Below are 17414 nucleotides of genomic sequence, written 5' to 3'. Positions count from 1 at the left end.
GCGCGCCGCAGATGTTCAGTCGAACATGAACAGCGCATCGTTACAGAACTGCGCTTCAAACCGTCCCGCCGGCATCGGCCGGCCGAACAGATAGCCCTGCACCTCATCGCAACCATGCTCACGCAGGAAGTCCAGTTGCTCGTGGGTTTCCACGCCCTCGGCGATCACCGCCAGGTTCAGGCTGTGGGCCATGGCGATGATCGCCCGGGCGATCTGCGCGTCCTGTTCGCCGGACGGCAGGCCGTCGACGAAAGTACGGTCGATCTTCAGCACGTCGATCGGGAATTGCTTGAGGTAGTTGAGCGATGAATAACCGGTGCCGAAGTCATCGACTGCGATGCTCAGGCCGAGGTTCTTCAGCCCGGCAAGAATCTGCATCGCCTCGCTGACTTCGCGCATCAGGATACTTTCGGTCAGTTCCAGCTCCAGACACGCCGGTGGCAGGCCGGTTTCGCGCAGGATCGTCGCGATTCGCGTGCCCAACTGGCCATCGGAGAACTGCCGTGCGGAAATGTTCACCGAGACCTTCGGCACCCGCACCCGTTGCTGGTGCCAGGTTTTCAGCTGTCGACAGGCCTCGCTGATGACCCAGTCGCCAACGTCCACCACCAGGCCGAGCTCTTCCAGCACCGGAATGAAATCACCCGGCGGCACCAGCCCGCGACGCGGATGGCGCCAGCGCAGCAGCGCTTCGGCGCCGGTCAGGCGCTTGCCGTCGCCACTGAACTGCGGCTGGTAATACAGGACGAATTCGTTCTGCTCCAGCGCATGGCGCAGATCGCTTTCCAGTTCCAGACGCTCCAGCGCACTGGCGTTCATGTCGGCCTGATAGAACTGGAAGTTGTTCTTGCCGCGTTCCTTGGCGTGGTACATCGCCGTGTCGGCGTTCTTCATCAACTGGCTGAGTTCGTTGCCGTCCTGCGGACTCAGGGCGATGCCGATACTGGCGGTGACGAAGAACTCGCGGCCCTCGAGCACGAACGGCCGCACCAGGCTGGCGAGAATCTGCTCGGCGACATGAATCGCCCGGTTCAGCGCCAGTTCGCGATTGGAGCGATGCTGCAGCAGCAAGGTGAATTCGTCGCCGCCCATGCGCGCCACGGTGTCGTCGTCATCGACGCAGGCCAGCAGGCGCGTGGCCATGTCCTTGAGCATGCGGTCGCCGGCGGCGTGGCCCAAGGAGTCGTTGATCGGTTTGAAACGGTCGAGGTCGAGGAACATCAGCACCACCCACGACTTCTGCCGTTCGGCCGCTTGCAGCGCGGTGTGCAGACGATCCTGGAACAGCGTGCGGTTGGGCAGGTGGGTGAGGGCGTCGTAATAGGCGAGGCGGTGAATGCGCTGCTCGCTGGCCTTGCGCTCGCTGATGTCGCTGAAGAAACACACGTAGCTGGCCAGATCGCCCTCGTCGTCGAGCACGGCAGTGATGCCGACCCACGCCGGGTAATGCTCGCCGTTACGGCGCTTCATCCACACTTCGCCTTCCCAGGTGCTGTGCTCGTGCAACTGCTTGAGCACGTAGCGCAGGTGCGCATCCTGCTGCTCGTCGACGGTGAGCATGTTCGGCAACTGGTCGAGCACTTCGCCGACGCTGTAGCCGCTGACCCGACTGAACGCTTCGTTGGCCTGGACGATGTAGCCGGCCGGGTCGGTGATCAGGATTGCCGAAGTCGAGTGCTCGAATACCGTAGCGGCCATGCGCAGGTCTTTTTCGGCACGGCGCTGCTGGCTGATATCGCGGCCCACGCCGAGCACGCCTTCGAACGCGCCGTGCTCGTCCCACACCAGCACCAGGCGCAGTTCGATCGGAATCTTGCGGCCATCGGCACGCAGGCAATCGAAGAGGAACAGCTGCGTTTGCACCTGACTGCGCAGCAATGCCAGTTGCTCGGGCTTGTCCAGCGCCTTGCTGACGCGGTCCATCAGCACATGAATGCCGTTCAGTTGCCCGGGATTGGCGATGATCGATTGCCAGCCGTTCTGGAAGATCCATTCGGCGTTGTAACCGAGCACCGCCTGCACCGACGGGCTGACGTAGTTCAGCGAGAGCTTGCTGTCGGTGGAGAAAATCACGTCGCTGATGCTTTCGGCGAGCATGCGGTAACGCTGCTCGCTGTCACGCAGCGATTCGCTGGCCTCGATCTGTTCGGTGATGTCCTTGGCCACGCCGATGATCCGCGTGACCTGATCATGCTTGTCCCGCGCCAGCGCCTGTTCACGGATGTCGAAGCGCCGCCACTTGCCGTCGCGATGGCGGAAGCGCAATTGGCATTGCAACAACTGGCTGTAACCGGCGTGACGCTGCAACTGCCGCGAGCGATGGTAATAGTCGGCGTCTTCCGGATGCAGAAGGATTTCCCAGAAGTATTCGCCCATCTGATGCAGTTCAGTGCGGTTGTACCCCAGGGTCTGGCCGAGGTGGTGGTTGCTGAAAATCATCCGCTGGCTGATCACGTCCTGCACATACAGATGATCCGGCACGGTGCGAACCACGTCCGACCAGAAGCCTTCGCGCTCCAGCAACGACAGCTCGATCAGCTTGCGGCTGGTGATGTCGTTGATGCTGAGGATCACCGCTTTATAGTCGTGCTGCTCGCTCGGCAGGCGCAGGACCATCCACAGGTGCTGGTCGCGACCATTGCTGTTGGGCAGTTTGATTTCCAGTTCCAGCTGTTTCTGCTGCTGCAGGACGGCGTCGAGGATCTGCTGACCGATCGCGCACTGCGGATGGCGCTGGCCATCGATCAGCAGTTGCCAGGCATCGTCGCAGGAATGCACATCGAGCAGTTGCAGGGCGACCTGGTTGACCTCGGTGACGCGCATTTCCTGGAGAAGTTGCTGGCGCTGCTGCGGTTGGTCGAGCCAGGCCTTGAGCTGGTCGCTGGTCTGGATCTGCGCCTTGTCGAACATCTGCTTGAGGCCGGACAGGTCAAGCACGCACAAGGCCACGCCGGTGCCTTCGAAAATATCCTGGTAACGCCGCCGGCCTTCATGCACCTGGCGCTGGCGCCGACGCATGTTTAGCAGTGCAATCACCGGCAACATCGAGAACGCCAGGCCGAGCAGGCATTTGCCGATGAACGCCGGCAGCAATTCTTCCAGTACGCGCTGGCGGTCGAACAGCCCGCGCAGTTGCCAGTCGCTGCTGCTCAGCGGCACGGTCAGTACGGTGTTGGCGACATCGTCAGGCGTCAGCCCGCCAGCCTTGACCGAGGGCAGCCCTGCTTCGCGGCTGATGATCTGGTGATTGAGGCGGTTTTCCACCAGCCACAACGGGCGCAGGGCGGTGGCGTCCTGTTTGGTCAGCGAGTCGAAGAAGGTTGGCGTCAGGCGCAAGGCCCAGTAACCGCGACTGCTGCCGCTGGCCTGATGCAACAGCAGGTGCACCACCGAGCCGTCATCGGCATTGCTGAAATAATGCGCCTGAGCGCGACTGCGACGCACCAGTTCGGTCAGGTAATCGGCGTCGGAACTGTCGGTGGCGCTGTCGCTGATGATGCGGCCGGAGGGAGAAAGCAGGGCCATGCTGCGCAGATCCGGCAGCGAACGCTGCAACTTGCGCAGGAGCATCTGCTGTTCGTCGGCGGTTTGCGGTTGTTCGACGATCGGTAGCAGATTGAGGGCGATTTGCGCATTCAGCGCCATGTTCAGGCTGACCTGGGCGGCGAGGTCGGCGGTGTAGTCGATGGTGTACTGGCGCTGATTCTTCTGGGTTTCACGCAATTGATCGAGCAGTTGCCAGAACAGCAACGCGAGCAATAACAGCACGAGGGTGGCCAGCGCACCCTTTAATGTCCCGCGCAGGGGCGAGCCGGGCGCCGGTGGGGTGCTGCTCACAGAGGCTGGCGGAGTGACATTGGTCAAGCTGTGATCCTGCGATTTGGCTGGACTGGCGCGACGTGCACTATAAGCCGGACGCCCGAAGGGCGGCTAGCATGCCTTGACTCGTGGCGAAGTGCCAGCCCCCTCTCGGCTGGACTGCCATCGGTCATTAAGGTAGCTTTGCCGGTTACGCGGGGGCGTTCCAGCTCCTAGAATCAGACTTTTTCCGCGCGCACGCATTGATGATCCTCAAGTGAACGACGCGCACCGGTCTGGCCAGGCATCGCCTGCGCTCCAATCATTCATCTGTCACTGACCCAAGGTTCTCCATGGCTCAATACGTCTTCACCATGCATCGGCTGGGCAAAGTTGTTCCGCCGAAGCGGGAAATTCTCAAGAACATTTCGCTGTCCTTCTTCCCCGGCGCCAAGATCGGCGTGCTCGGGCTCAACGGTTCGGGTAAATCCACGCTGCTGAAAATCATGGCCGGCGTCGACACCGAGTTCGAAGGCGAAGCCCGCCCGATGCCGGACCTGAACATCGGTTACCTGCCGCAAGAGCCGCAGCTCGACCCAGCCAAGACCGTACGTGAAGTGGTCGAGGAAGCGGTCAGCGTGATCAAGGATGCGCAAGCGCGTCTGGACGAGGTCTACGCGGCCTACGCCGACCCGGATGCCGACTTCGACAAGCTTGCTGCTGAACAGGCCAAGCTCGAAGCGATTCTGCAGGCCAGCGACGGCCACAACCTCGAGCGCCAGCTGGAAGTTGCTGCCGATGCACTGCGTCTGCCGGCCTGGGACGCGAAAGTCGAACACCTGTCCGGTGGTGAAAAGCGCCGTGTCGCCCTGTGCCGTCTGCTGCTGTCCGCGCCGGACATGCTGCTGCTCGACGAACCGACCAACCACCTGGATGCCGATTCGGTGGCGTGGCTGGAGCATTTCCTCCACGACTTCCCGGGCACCGTGGTCGCGATCACGCACGACCGTTACTTCCTCGACAACGTCGCCGGCTGGATTCTGGAACTCGACCGCGGCGCGGGCATTCCTTACGAGGGCAACTATTCGGGCTGGCTCGAAGCCAAGTCCGATCGTCTGGCTCAGGAATCCAAGCAGCAGTCGGCTCACGAAAAAGCCATGAAAGAAGAACTGGAGTGGGTGCGCAAAGGCGCCAAGGCCCGCCAGTCGAAATCCAAGGCACGTCTGCAACGCTTCGAAGAAATGCAATCGCAGGAATTCCAGAAGCGCAGCGAGACCAACGAGATCTACATCCCGGCCGGTCCACGCCTGGGCGACAAGGTCATCGAGTTCAAGAACGTCACCAAGGGCTACGGCGATCGCGTGCTGATCGACAACCTGTCGTTCTCCATGCCGAAAGGCGCCATTGTCGGCGTGATCGGTGGTAACGGTGCCGGTAAGTCGACGCTGTTCCGCATGCTGATGGGCAAGGAAACCCCGGATTCGGGCAGCATCGAAATCGGCGAAACCGTGCAATTGGCCTGCGTCGACCAGAGCCGCGAAGACCTCGACGGCAGCAAGACCGTGTTCCAGCAGATTTCCGACGGTTCCGACCAGATCCGCATCGGCAACTACGAGATCCCGTCGCGCACTTACGTCGGCCGCTTCAACTTCAAGGGCGGCGATCAGCAGAAGTTCGTCAAGGATCTGTCCGGCGGTGAGCGCGGTCGTCTGCACCTGGCGCTGACCCTGAAGGAGGGCGGCAACGTCCTGCTGCTCGACGAACCGTCCAACGACCTCGACGTGGAAACCCTGCGTTCGCTGGAAGAAGCCCTGCTGGACTTCCCGGGCGCCGCCATTGTGATCTCCCACGATCGGTGGTTCCTTGACCGTGTCGCCACGCACATCCTGGCGTATGAAGACGACTCGCAAGCGGTGTTCTTCGAAGGCAACTACACCGAGTACGAAGCCGACCGCAAAAAACGCCTCGGCGAAGCAGCGGCCCAGCCTCACCGGGTACGTCACAAGAAACTGGCCTGATTCGGGTTGGTTGCACAAGAGCGGAGCCTTCGGGCTCCGTTTTTTTTGCCCTGGGTTTTTCCTGATAAACCGAGTTGCGGCTTTCGCGAGCAGGCTCGCTCCCACAGGGGTAACGCATTCCAAATGTGGGAGCGAGCCTGCTCGCGAATACGGTGTAACTGTTGGTGCAAGTCTTGGATCTGTGCTCCCCACTCAGGTGCAAAAACGGATCAAATACCCCTCGGATTTATATCCTGTGCACCATTTAATTTCATAACTGCGACATTTTGCTCTGTTCCTGTGCGCAATTCGTTTGTTACAGTCCGGCCCAATCTCCTCCAACGACAATAAATTTGCCGAGACTTTGCCCATGATCGAATCCGTCGAATCCTTCCTTGCGCGCCTGAAAAAACGCGACCCGGATCAACCTGAATTCCACCAGGCTGTCGAAGAAGTCCTGCGCAGTCTGTGGCCGTTCCTTGAAGCCAATCCGCATTACCTGACTTCAGGCATTCTCGAGCGCATCTGCGAGCCCGAGCGCGCGGTGGTGTTTCGCGTGTCGTGGGTCGACGATCAGGGCAAGGTCCAGGTCAATCGCGGCTTCCGTATCCAGATGAACAGCGCCATCGGCCCTTACAAGGGCGGCCTGCGCTTCCATCCATCGGTGAACCTCGGCGTGCTGAAATTCCTCGCCTTCGAGCAGACCTTCAAGAACTCGCTGACCTCCCTGCCCATGGGCGGCGGCAAGGGCGGTTCCGACTTCGATCCGAAGGGCAAGAGCGACGCCGAGGTCATGCGTTTCTGCCAAGCGTTCATGAGCGAGTTGTATCGCCACATCGGCGCCGACGTTGACGTGCCGGCCGGTGATATCGGTGTCGGTGCGCGGGAGATCGGTTTCCTCTTTGGCCAGTACAAGCGCCTGAGCAACCAGTTCACCAGCGTCCTCACCGGCAAGGGCATGACCTACGGCGGCAGCCTGATTCGCCCGGAAGCCACCGGTTTCGGCTGCGTGTACTTCGCCGAGGAGATGCTCAAGCGCCGCGGGCAGGGCGTGGAAGGCAAGCGCGTGGCGATTTCCGGTTCCGGCAACGTTGCTCAGTACGCGGCGCGCAAAGTGATGGACCTGGGCGGCAAAGTGATTTCCCTGTCCGACTCCGAAGGCACGCTGTACTGCGAGGCAGGCTTGAGCGAAGCACAGTGGCTGGCGCTGCTGGAGCTGAAGAACATCAAACGCGGGCGCATCAGCGAACTGGCGAACGCCCATGGTCTGGAATTCCGCGCCGGCCAACATCCGTGGTCGCTGCCGTGCGATATCGCGCTGCCCTGCGCGACACAGAACGAACTTGATGCCGAGGCCGCGCGCACGCTGCTGCGCAATGGCTGCGTCTGTGTGGCTGAAGGCGCGAACATGCCGACCACGCTGGAGGCTGTGGATATCTTTATCGAGGCCGGTATTCTGTTCGCACCGGGCAAGGCGTCGAATGCGGGCGGTGTTGCCGTCAGCGGTCTGGAAATGTCGCAGAACGCCATGCGCCTGCTGTGGACGGCGGGCGAGGTGGACAGCAAGCTGCACGCGATCATGCAATCGATCCACCACGCCTGCGTGCATTACGGCGAAGACAACGGTCAGGTCAATTACGTCAAGGGCGCGAACATCGCCGGCTTCGTCAAAGTCGCCGATGCGATGTTGGCGCAAGGCGTGGTTTAAGCCGGTTCGATGCTGATCACTTCGATCAGTTGATCGCCGGCAGGCCGCTGCCACAGCACCTCATCGTTGATCCGGGCGCCGAGCAAGGCCCGGCCCAGCGGTGAGGCCCAGTTGATCAGGCCCTGACTGGCGTCGGCCTGATCCTCGCCGACCAGTTGCACGCGGTGTTCAGTGTCGTGTTCGTCGGCGAAGGTCACCCAGCTACCGATTTGGACCTTGTCGGTGGAGGTCGCAGCGACTGCGACTTGGGCGCTGCTCAGGCGTTGAGTGAAATAGCGCAGATCCCGTTGCAGATCGGCCAGACGTTGCTTGTCGGCCTGCTCGCCCTTGGCCGTTTGCTCGGCGTGCAGGCTTTGCAGCTCGGCGACTTTCCCCTGCAACTGCGCCAGACCTTGCGGTGTGACGTAATTGGGCTGCGTGCTGACCTGACGTTCGACCGGCTGATCGGCCTGCGCGGCGGCGTTGTCTTCGTTGACGAATGCGCGACTCATGAAGTCCTCCTGTTAAAGGATTTGGGCCATGGTTGCCGGCATTTGGTTTCAACGGATGTCTGCAAACGACCTATTGCGAGCGATAAGCCCGCCCGACGTCCTGGTCCTTCTGCTGCTGCCAGGCGCGTTCGCGTTCATCCCAATGTTCGTTGCGATATTGCTCGCGATCCCTGTTTTCCAGCATCGCCTGACATTGGCGGAAGCCGTCGACCCAGCCGTCGGCGTATTGCTGGTCCTTGAGATAGCGCGGCACATTCTTGCGAAATTCACCGCTGATCGAGCCCGCCGCTTGCCGGCCGCTGACGCAACCGTCATCGAAACCGTCGGCGAAGGCCGGTGGATAGCCTTTGGCGATCAAGTCTTCATGGGTGGTCTGGCAACCGCCCAGCGCCAATACAACGCCCAACAACCCCACGCACCGCCACATTGCACTCTCCCGCGCCGATACTCGGCTCATAAGGAAAGTCTAGAAGGGGATTCATGAGGCGGCTGTCGAAGGCCTGTGAAAAATCCATTGCACACCACAAGGCCCCTGTGGGAGCGAGCCTGCTCGCGAAGGCGTCTTGTCAGGCAACACTGCTATTGACTGACCCACCGCTTTCGCGAGCAGGCTCGCTCCCACAGGGAGATTTACACAGGCTCGGGATCAGTAGTGATACCACTTCACTTCAAGCATGACTTCCGTTTCCGGGCTGGCGAGCTGGCTGAATTCACGCTGAGCGCTCAGGCGCAAACCGAGGTTGCGCGACAGCTCCCACTGCTGATTCAGGCTCAGGCTACGGCGCACTTCGCCGTTGAAGAAGTAGTCGCCCTTGGCCTCCAGGCTCAGATTGCCCAGCGGGTTTTTCCATAGCACGCCGGTATTGAAGCCACCAGCCGGGGAAACAAACTCGGCGAAGTCATTGTTGTGTTCCACGCGTACCGTGCCCAGCGCGAAGCCGAGCACGTCTTCGCCCAACTGCCACGTGCCGCCGCCGCCACCGTTGACATGGCTGACCAGCGTCTCGTCATCATGCTTGCCCGGCACGCGCTCAAGGCCACCGGTGACTTGCCACGACAGCGGTTGCAGCAGCTCGTTGCGCGGTGTCAGCGAACGAATGGTCGCCAGGTCCAGTTGCTGCAACTGCCAGTCATTGCTTTCGTATTGGCGCAGCTTCAGTTGCAGGATCTCGATCTGCGCGCCGAGAGGAAAGCTTTCGGCGTTGTCATTGAGGTCGTGATAAGCCATGCGTAGGCCATATTCGCCAAAGGCGCGATCGCCTCGCGTACCTAGGCCGGCCTGCCAGGTGCGGGACTCGTGGCCATCTTCGGGCAGACCGGGTTGCGGAATTTCCAACTCCGGCGCCAGGTTCTTGTTGATCGCCCGCAGCAGTTCAAAACTGCGCTGCGCTCGTTGCGGGTCGCGCTCCTGACCGTTGGCGCGGTAGCGCTCCAGACGATAGGCGGCGTCGACGATCAACGCCTGACGTGCGCGCGGCAGGGCTTTGAACTTTGGCTCTTGCAGGACTTTTTGATCGGCGCTGACTTTCAGCACCCATTGCTGTTCTTCATCGCTCAACGGTTCGGCGCGGCTGAGCAGTTCACGTTCGCGGGACGGGCGATATTCGATGTGTTCGACCAGCCCGGCCTCTTTCACCGCTTTGACAGTGTCGGTCGGGATCGCGGTCAGCGGGAATTGTTCGGTCAGGCGCAGGCTCGGTCGCGCCACTTGCAGCAGTTCCAGCAAACGATACGAGCAGTTTTCGTCGAAGAAGAAGTAGTCGAACTGGATCTGCTTGAGCTCCCACACATGTTCGACCATGCGTGCGGTTTCTTCCTGAGTCAGGTTGAGGCGGTATTCCCACAGGTCGCGGTTTTCCAGGCTGCGGTATTCCGAGAGTTTTTCCTGATACGGCACCAGCGCAAACAGCCCCGGGTAGCCGCCCATCAAGCCTTTCCAGGCATACAGAATGCTGTTGTCCGAGCCTTCGATGTAGGCACCGAAGTTGATCGCGTAGCTGAGCAGCGAAGTCTTGTCGGCCTGCACATCCGCCTGATCGATGCGCAGCAGGGTGTGGCCGAACATCGACGAAGGGCTGTTGAGATACGCCGCCGGGAAGATCATCACCGCGCTGTGCGGCGAGACGTCCTTGAACCATTGCTTGTATTCGGCGCATTCGGGCGCTGGCAGGTCGGCGAGATTGAGCTGCGCTTTCAGCCAGCGTGTACGCGCCGGGTAGACGCATTGTGCGTGTTGCTCGCCGAGGCTGGCCGGGGCGTACAGCGCCTGCACGGTGGCGGCCAGTTCGCGGTCCGGATGCTCGTTGCCGTCGGGCGCGAGAAAGAACTTCTTGTCGCTGACATAGCTGCGCCAGCCGCCGAGTTTGGCGGTTTCGTAATGACCGAGGGAAATCCAGAAGCGGTCGTTGGCCAGTTGCTGCAAACGTTGAGGATCGATGTGAGGCGCGGCGGACAGCGGGGAGCAGACACAGAGCGCCAGCCAGGCAAGGCGTTTGAGCATAGTCGGCAACTTGAACAGGAAAAGAAATAAAAGACCCAAAGAGGGGCGGGCCAAAAAAACAAAACCCGCTTCCCGAAGGAAGCGGGCGGGGTCGAGCTTAAGCCTGAGTTGCGTACTTGGCCAGACGTGGGTCCGATTTCAGTACCGCCAGGGTGTTGGTATGCACGTCTTCAGCGGTCACGTCAGCCTTGCTGAAGATCTGCTGGAAGTGCTCGTGGGTCACTTGCGCGAAGTGCGCGCGATCTTCCGGTGCTACGCCCAGGACCACGGCATAAGTGGTCAGCGCTTCGCCATTGCCTTTGGCCATGTCTTCGGACAGCTCGTTCATCATGCCATTCATGGCGAACCAGGATTTGCCGCCGTAGGTCAGCGATGCGTTGGTCGAGCAACCGTTGGTGCCGGAAGTCATACCGAACGTGGCGTTACCGGAAGTGCCGTTGGTGGTGGAAGCAAGGAAGTGCGCCGGGGTGCCACGCTGACCTTCGAACAGCATGTTGCCCCAACCGCAATCCGGGCCGCCCGGGGCTTGCGCCATTGCGTTGATGGATACAGCGGTGAAGAGAGTACCGAGAAGAATCCGTTTCATAGCTTTGTTCTCTTTATGTGCATACCAATGGACAGGGTTCTGGCCCTTCGCGCTCTGCCCGAGGACAGAACCGAAAGTGTCAGTGGGCCGGTATTAGTTCCAGCCGCGCAGTTTGGAGTTTAGGCACGTTCCAGCGGTTCCGTGACTTTTTGCAAAATATTTGGAATAAACCTCTGATTTATCGGGATGCGTCGGCCGGCCGCGCGCTTGTCTATGCTTTGTCATGTGGCGCGCCTTGCCAGTGGGGCACGGGCAGCGCCAGAATGCCGCTACCTGCCCCGCCTGATTGTTAAGGAAGCCCGATGCCTGATCCTGTTGCTGCCAGCCTGCGTCTTGCGCCCGAAGCGCTGACTCGTCCGTTTTCCGCTGAACAGTTCAGCTTCACTAGCACCAATGATCTGGAGCCCTTTCGCGGTGTGCTCGGCCAGGAACGCGCGGTCGAAGCCTTGCAGTTCGGTGTGGCGATGCCACGCCCCGGTTACAACGTATTCGTCATGGGCGAGCCCGGCACTGGCCGTTTTTCGTTCGTCAAACGCTACCTGAAAGCCGAAGGCAAGCGCCTGCAGACCCCGGCGGACTGGGTCTACGTCAACAACTTCGATGAGCCGCGCGAACCGCGTGCACTGGAGCTGCCATCGGGCACGGCGGCCTCGTTCATCGCTGACATCAACGGCCTGATCGACAACCTGCTGGCGACTTTTCCGGCGGTTTTCGAACACCCGTCCTACCAGCAGAAAAAAAGCGCCATCGACCGCGCCTTCAACCAGCGCTACGACAAGGCGCTGGACATCATCGAGCGCCTGGCCCTGGAAAAAGACGTCGCCCTGTACCGCGACAGCAGCAATATCGCCTTCACGCCGATGCTCGACGGCAAGGCCCTGGACGAAGCCGAATTCGCGCAGTTGCCGGAAGCCGAGCGCGAGCGTTTTCACGATGACATTTCCGGCCTCGAAGAGCGCCTGAACGAAGAACTCGCCAGCCTGCCGCAGTGGAAGCGCGAGTCGAACAATCAACTGCGCCACCTCAATGAAGAAACCATCACCCTGGCCTTGCAGCCGTTGCTGGCGCCGCTGTCGGAGAAGTACGCGGAGAACGCCGGGGTCTGCGGTTACCTGCAAGCGATGCAGGTCTACCTGCTGAAAACCGTGGTCGAACAACTGGTCGACGACAGCAAGACCGACGCCGTCGCGCGCAAGTTGCTGGAAGAACAATACGCACCAAGCCTGGTGGTCGGGCATCCGGCCAGCGGCGGTGCACCGGTGGTATTCGAGCCACATCCGACCTACGAAAACCTGTTCGGCCGCATCGAGTACACCACTGATCAAGGCGCGCTCTACACCACTTACCGGCAGTTGCGTCCGGGTGCGCTGCACCGCGCCAACGGCGGTTTCCTGATTCTTGAAGCGGAAAAAATGCTCAGCGAGCCGTTCGTGTGGGATGCGCTCAAACGCGCCCTGCAATCGCGCAAACTGAAAATGGAATCGCCGCTGGGCGAGATGGGCCGCTTCGCCACCATGACCCTGAATCCGCAGCACATCCCGCTGCAGGTCAAAGTCATCATCATTGGTGCGCGGCAGCTGTATTACACGCTGCAGGATCTCGATCCGGACTTCCAGGAGATGTTTCGCGTTCTGGTCGACTTCGACGAAGACATCCCGATGGTCGACGAAAGCCTCGAGCAGTTCGCCCAGCTCCTGAAAACCCGCACTTCGGAAGAAGGCATGGCGCCGCTGACCGCCGATGCGGTGGCGCGGCTGGCGACCTACAGCGCGCGGCTAGCCGAGCATCAGGGGCGCTTGTCGGCGCGCATTGGTGATCTGTTCCAACTGGTCAGCGAGGCGGATTTCATTCGCCATCTGGCCGGCGATGAAATGACCGACGCCGGCCATATCGAACGCGCCCTGAAAGCCAAGGCCACCCGCACCGGGCGGGTCTCGGCGCGGATTCTCGACGACATGCTCGCCGGAATCATCCTCATCGACACTGACGGTGCAGCAGTCGGCAAGTGCAACGGGCTGACGGTGCTGGAGGTCGGTGATTCGGCGTTCGGCGTGCCGGCGCGGATTTCCGCCACGGTCTATCCGGGCGGCAGCGGTATCGTCGACATCGAACGTGAGGTCAACCTCGGCCAGCCGATTCACTCCAAAGGCGTGATGATCCTCACCGGTTATCTGGGCAGCCGTTACGCCCAGGAATTCCCGCTGGCGATTTCGGCAAGCATTGCGCTCGAGCAGTCGTACGGTTACGTCGACGGCGACAGTGCATCGCTGGGCGAGGCGTGCACGCTGATTTCGGCACTGTCGAAAACCCCGCTCAAGCAATGTTTTGCCATCACCGGTTCGATCAACCAGTTTGGCGAAGTGCAGGCGGTCGGCGGGGTCAACGAGAAGATCGAAGGCTTCTTCCGCCTCTGCGAAGCACGCGGTCTGACCGGCGAGCAGGGCGCGATCATTCCCCAGGCCAACGTCGCCACGCTGATGCTCGATGAGAAAGTCCTCGCCGCCGTGCGCGCCGGCCAGTTCCACGTGTATGCGGTGCGTCAGGCCGATGAGGCGCTGAGCCTGCTGGTGGGCGAGCCGGCCGGAGAGCCGAACGCCGATGGCGAATTCCCCGAAGGCAGCATCAATGCCCGAGTGGTCGAGCGCCTGCGCGATATCGCCGAGATGATCAGCGAAGAGGACTTGAAAGAGGCCGAGAAGGAGCTGGCGCAGGAGGCTCTCGCCGAAGCCAAACCCGCCTGACAGGCTTGCAATAAACCCTGTGGGAGCGAGCCTGCTCGCGAAAGCGGTGTTTCAGTTGACGAATGAGTTGGCTGATCCATCGTCTTCGCGAGCAGGCTCGCTCCCACAGTGCTTTTCCAGATTGATCTCTGCGGGGATCTTCGGGGAATGTGTCACGAGTCTGGCGCCAATATTCACACAATGACCATTCGGCGCCTTCTGGTTCCATTTGGCTTGCGCGGGACACTTTTCTTCTATTCTCAGGTCAAGGATATCGACAGTATCACTGGATCGAGCCAGTCCTCCCATGGGGGCTGAATACCGGCTTTACCGAGGGTCGCCGCCATGTCGCGCAACCTCTGTCTCACCCGTCAATGCCTGGGTCTGGTGACCCGGATCGAATGCGCCGTCAAGCCGCTGGCCGGCGACAACGGCATGTGGACGCTGCTCTTCGCGGCCGGCATGGCCGGCGAACAACCTTCCGCGATCAAAGCCCAAGGCCCTTTTCACGGCCCGGTCGCGGCCGAGTCGATTCTCGACACCATCGTTGAAAGCCTGACCTTGCATGGTTACGAACTGGCCGATGATCCGCAGATCTGGAGCCTGCATCTGCAAGCCCAGTTGCGGCAGATCAACGGCGGCCGTGGGCGCAGCCTCAACGGTTAAGGTGCTGACTGGTCGACCTGCGCCTTGTCGAGCTTGACCTCAAAACCGTATTGCACGGTGGCGAGGTCGGTGCGCTGATAGGTCTCCACGCGAGTCGGGCGACCATAAAAGTAGTGCACGCCAAGCAGCGCCGGGCCTTCGGTGCTGGCGTCGTGGCTGACCGAAAGAATCTGCTTGAGGTAGTGGCCACTGTCGTCCTTGACGAAGAAACGCCACTCGTTGGCCGGGAAGGTTTTCAGGTCGACCACCAGCGTGTTGTCCTTAATCGCCAGGCCTTTGGGCAATGACTGCGCGTCGTAGGATTGCTTGGCCACCGTGGCCAGGAACAACGGCATCGAGCCCACGGCAATCGCCGGGGTTTCCGGAAACAGGTTCAGATCATATGTAATCGTCGCTTGCAGCGGATCGATCTGATATGCCTCGGGCGGCAGTTCGATCGGCTCGTCGAGTTTGCCGCCGCGCTTTTCCGTGAAGAAAGTCACCGGGCTGACGCCGGGATTGAGTTGGTCGCCAAGCAATTCGTCATTGAAGGTGCGGCGGTGGGAAAACTCGATACGCGCCGCGCTCGGCTCTTCCACCGATTGATGAATGCGCACGCCGGCCTTCAATTGTTCCTCGGTCAGGTCCGCGCCTTTGAGCCAGTTGGCGGCCAGATCGTCATACACCACAACTGGCAGATCCAGCGGCTGCACGGCTTTGGCCGTGGTGTGCGGATTGAAGGTGCGCACCGGCAGATCCAGGGATTTGCGCGTCACCGTTGCCGAGGAGAAGTCGAGCACGCTGACTTCCAGTGTGTCGATCGGGCCGTGGAAATACACCTTGTTGTAGCGGCGCGGGTGTTCTTTCTCGAAGGCTTGCTGTTCGTCGCTGAGCTGTTTTTCCAGGGTGTCGCTCCAGCTCTTCTGCTTCTGTAACTGCGTCAGTTGCTTCTGGTAAAACTCGACCTGCTCCGGGCTTTCGTTGATCGAACCGGCGCGCACCAGGTATTGGCCACTGGCGTCGCGGGCCTGGACGATCAGCGGATTGATCCGGGTTTCGGCGACTTCTGCCGCGAGCGGCAGGCTGTTGCTGACTTCGACCTCGGCGTAGTTTTTTTCCAGCTTGAGCAGTTTGACGCTGAGATTGTCGTTGCTGCGGGTCTGGCCGACGTCTTTCTGCGTCAGGTCGAAACTGTACAAGCGACGGGGCGCAATGACCTCGACCTGGCCTTGCAGGCTGACCGGTTGCGGCAGGCTTTTTTTGTCGACGTTGAGGCCATCGATGAACGGGTAGGTCACCGTCAGGTCATCGGGGTTGGTCACGTTGGAGCTGGACGGGCTGAGCTGAATGCCGGGGTCGGTCTCCGACCACTCCGGCTGCCAGGCGATCACCCGTTTGTTGCTCAACGTGACCGAATGCCATTCGATGCCGTGCGGGAACAGAAAACCGCCGGGAATGTTCAGGTTGAACGGGAATACCGGTTGCAGATCGGTCAGGTAATCCGAGCTGGCGTCCTTGTGCAGCACGAACAGGCCATTGATGAAGGTATCGACCAGCGCCTGCGGGGTAAGGTAGTGCTTGAGCACGGCGAGGGCGTCTGCGCCGTATTCGGTATGCGGGGTGATGTCGTCGAGCTTGAGTCGGGCGCGTTCGAGCAACAGCAGCGAACCGCCGAGTTCGGTGATGGCGTCCTTGAGCTTCGGATCGCTGATCGTGTCCAGGGACTGTTCGAAGGTGGCGGTCTTTTCGTCAAGGTTGGCGACTTGGTTTTTCATCGCCGGGCGAGCAACCGCCGATGAGCAAGGCGAGGCAGATTCCGGCAGTCGTCAAGGCTGATCGCACATCCATTTCCACGCGTCCTGTCCACTGTCATTGGGCTGTCAATGCTTTGGACACTAGCAGAAAAACTTTGTCACACACACGCAGGTGGCGGATTTTCCGGCGGTTTCTGGCTGTCACAGCGGGCTGTTATACTCGCCGCCATTTCCAGCCCCTTGTGTGAGAGTCAATGGAACGCTTTATCGAAAATGCAATGTACGCCACCCGCTGGCTGCTGGCGCCGATCTACATCGGCCTGTCCCTCGGTCTGCTGGCGCTGGCATTGAAGTTCTTCCAGGAAATCATCCATATCCTGCCCAACGTCTTCGCCATGGCTGAATCGGATCTGATTCTGGTGCTGCTGTCGCTGATCGACATGGCGCTGGTGGGCGGTCTGCTGGTGATGGTGATGATTTCCGGTTACGAGAACTTCGTCTCGCAACTGGACATCGACGAAGGCAAAGAGAAGCTCAGCTGGCTGGGCACCATGGACTCGTCGTCGCTGAAGATGAAAGTTGCGGCGTCGATCGTGGCGATTTCTTCGATCCACCTGCTGCGCATCTTCATGGATGCCAAGAACGTCGATCCTGAGCATCTGATGTGGTACGTGATCATTCACATGACTTTTGTGGTGTCCGCGTTTGCCATGGGTTACCTGGACAAGGTCACCAAGCACTGATCAGCCGATCAAGGCAAAAGAGCCGCCCGTCTGTTGCGAAACAGACGGGCGGTTTAGTTTGTGGCTTGTGCTTTCAAGCGCACCGGCCTATCCCTGTAACGGTGTGATTCGCCATGTGTGAGGTGCTTCCATGAACCTGCAAGAGTTGAACGCGTTTGCTGTTGCCAGGAAGGTCGATGAGTTGAACCTGATCTCGATGGAGGGTGGCATTTACCTGTTGGAAGCGAGGATGCATGGGGCGGCGTATCCGTTGAGCGATCTCAAGGGCAATATGCTGACGCTGCGCTCAGTGGAGCACGCGCGGGATCTGCTGCATGCCTTTCCGGTACTGCCCTTCAATCTTGTGCACACCTCGGTCCACGACGAAATGTGTGGCCTGGTCGGTGACCTCGATGAAAGCCTGAAAGTGCCGCTCGCCTGGCGCTCGGCCCTGTAGCCCCGGCCCCAAGTCCGGGGTATCTGTGCTAGTCTG

Annotated in this window: 11 protein-coding genes and 1 pseudogene; 6 read left to right on the top strand and 6 right to left on the bottom strand. The window is 60.6% G+C overall.

Features of this window, described 5'->3' with window-relative positions; genetic code table 11:
- Positions 1-15: 15 nt before the first annotated feature.
- On the bottom strand, positions 16-3864 hold the full coding sequence (morA, locus tag ACZ9BE_RS20440; RefSeq protein WP_353188926.1) for a cyclic di-GMP receptor MorA: 3849 nt from the start codon (positions 3862-3864) through the stop codon (positions 16-18).
- Positions 3865-4151: 287 nt separating this feature from the next.
- Between morA and ettA the strand changes: the two genes are divergently transcribed.
- Together ettA and gdhA are read left to right on the top strand one after the other, a co-directional pair.
- The gene (gene ettA / locus ACZ9BE_RS20435) at positions 4152-5816 is read left to right on the top strand and encodes an energy-dependent translational throttle protein EttA (protein ID WP_016773108.1); all 1665 of its coding nucleotides are present in this window, start codon (positions 4152-4154) and stop codon (positions 5814-5816) included.
- 349 nt (positions 5817-6165) lie between these two features.
- Positions 6166-7503: an NADP-specific glutamate dehydrogenase gene (gdhA, locus tag ACZ9BE_RS20430; protein WP_476249857.1), complete on the top strand. Its 1338-nt coding sequence runs from the start codon at positions 6166-6168 to the stop codon at positions 7501-7503.
- On the opposite strand, the gene ACZ9BE_RS20425 is transcribed toward gdhA, so the two are convergent.
- From ACZ9BE_RS20425 to ACZ9BE_RS20410, 4 genes are all read right to left on the bottom strand, one after another.
- On the bottom strand, positions 7500-7994 hold the full coding sequence (locus tag ACZ9BE_RS20425) for a GreA/GreB family elongation factor (protein WP_476249856.1): 495 nt from the start codon (positions 7992-7994) through the stop codon (positions 7500-7502). The genes gdhA and ACZ9BE_RS20425 overlap by 4 nt on opposite strands.
- Before the next feature lie 70 nt (positions 7995-8064).
- Positions 8065-8421 (bottom strand): hypothetical protein, encoded by a 357-nt coding sequence (locus ACZ9BE_RS20420; RefSeq protein ID WP_095181853.1) that lies wholly within the window; start codon positions 8419-8421, stop codon positions 8065-8067.
- Positions 8422-8640: 219 nt separating this feature from the next.
- On the bottom strand, positions 8641-10494 hold the full coding sequence (locus ACZ9BE_RS20415; RefSeq protein WP_476249855.1) for an Lnb N-terminal periplasmic domain-containing protein: 1854 nt from the start codon (positions 10492-10494) through the stop codon (positions 8641-8643).
- A gap of 97 nt (positions 10495-10591) precedes the next feature.
- A complete protein-coding gene (locus tag ACZ9BE_RS20410) occupies positions 10592-11080 on the bottom strand; it encodes a DUF3015 domain-containing protein (protein ID WP_016773112.1) in 489 nt (162 codons plus the stop codon).
- A gap of 302 nt (positions 11081-11382) precedes the next feature.
- On the opposite strand from ACZ9BE_RS20410, the gene ACZ9BE_RS20405 reads away from it, so the two are divergent.
- Together ACZ9BE_RS20405 and ACZ9BE_RS20400 are read left to right on the top strand one after the other, a co-directional pair.
- On the top strand, positions 11383-13821 hold the full coding sequence (locus tag ACZ9BE_RS20405; protein ID WP_056790505.1) for a Lon protease family protein: 2439 nt from the start codon (positions 11383-11385) through the stop codon (positions 13819-13821).
- Between the two features lie 324 nt (positions 13822-14145).
- Positions 14146-14466: a PA4575 family protein gene (locus ACZ9BE_RS20400; RefSeq protein ID WP_016773114.1), complete on the top strand. Its 321-nt coding sequence runs from the start codon at positions 14146-14148 to the stop codon at positions 14464-14466.
- Here the strand turns inward: ACZ9BE_RS20400 and ACZ9BE_RS20395 are convergent.
- A pseudogene (locus tag ACZ9BE_RS20395) lies at positions 14463-16293 on the bottom strand (hypothetical protein). The gene ACZ9BE_RS20400 and the pseudogene ACZ9BE_RS20395 overlap by 4 nt on opposite strands.
- 160 nt (positions 16294-16453) lie before the next feature.
- Between ACZ9BE_RS20395 and ACZ9BE_RS20390 the strand changes: the two are divergent.
- Together ACZ9BE_RS20390 and ACZ9BE_RS20385 are read left to right on the top strand one after the other, a co-directional pair.
- A complete protein-coding gene (locus ACZ9BE_RS20390; protein WP_016773116.1) occupies positions 16454-16942 on the top strand; it encodes a TIGR00645 family protein in 489 nt (162 codons plus the stop codon).
- A gap of 130 nt (positions 16943-17072) precedes the next feature.
- Positions 17073-17378 carry a DUF6482 family protein gene (locus ACZ9BE_RS20385; RefSeq protein WP_150638478.1) on the top strand — a complete coding sequence of 102 codons (306 nt, stop codon included), beginning with the start codon at positions 17073-17075 and terminating at the stop codon, positions 17376-17378.
- The last annotated feature ends 36 nt before the right edge of the window (positions 17379-17414 follow it).

The sequence above is a fragment of the Pseudomonas sp. TE9122 genome, from assembly GCF_056278925.1.
This window is presented reverse-complemented; position numbering and strand designations above follow the sequence as displayed.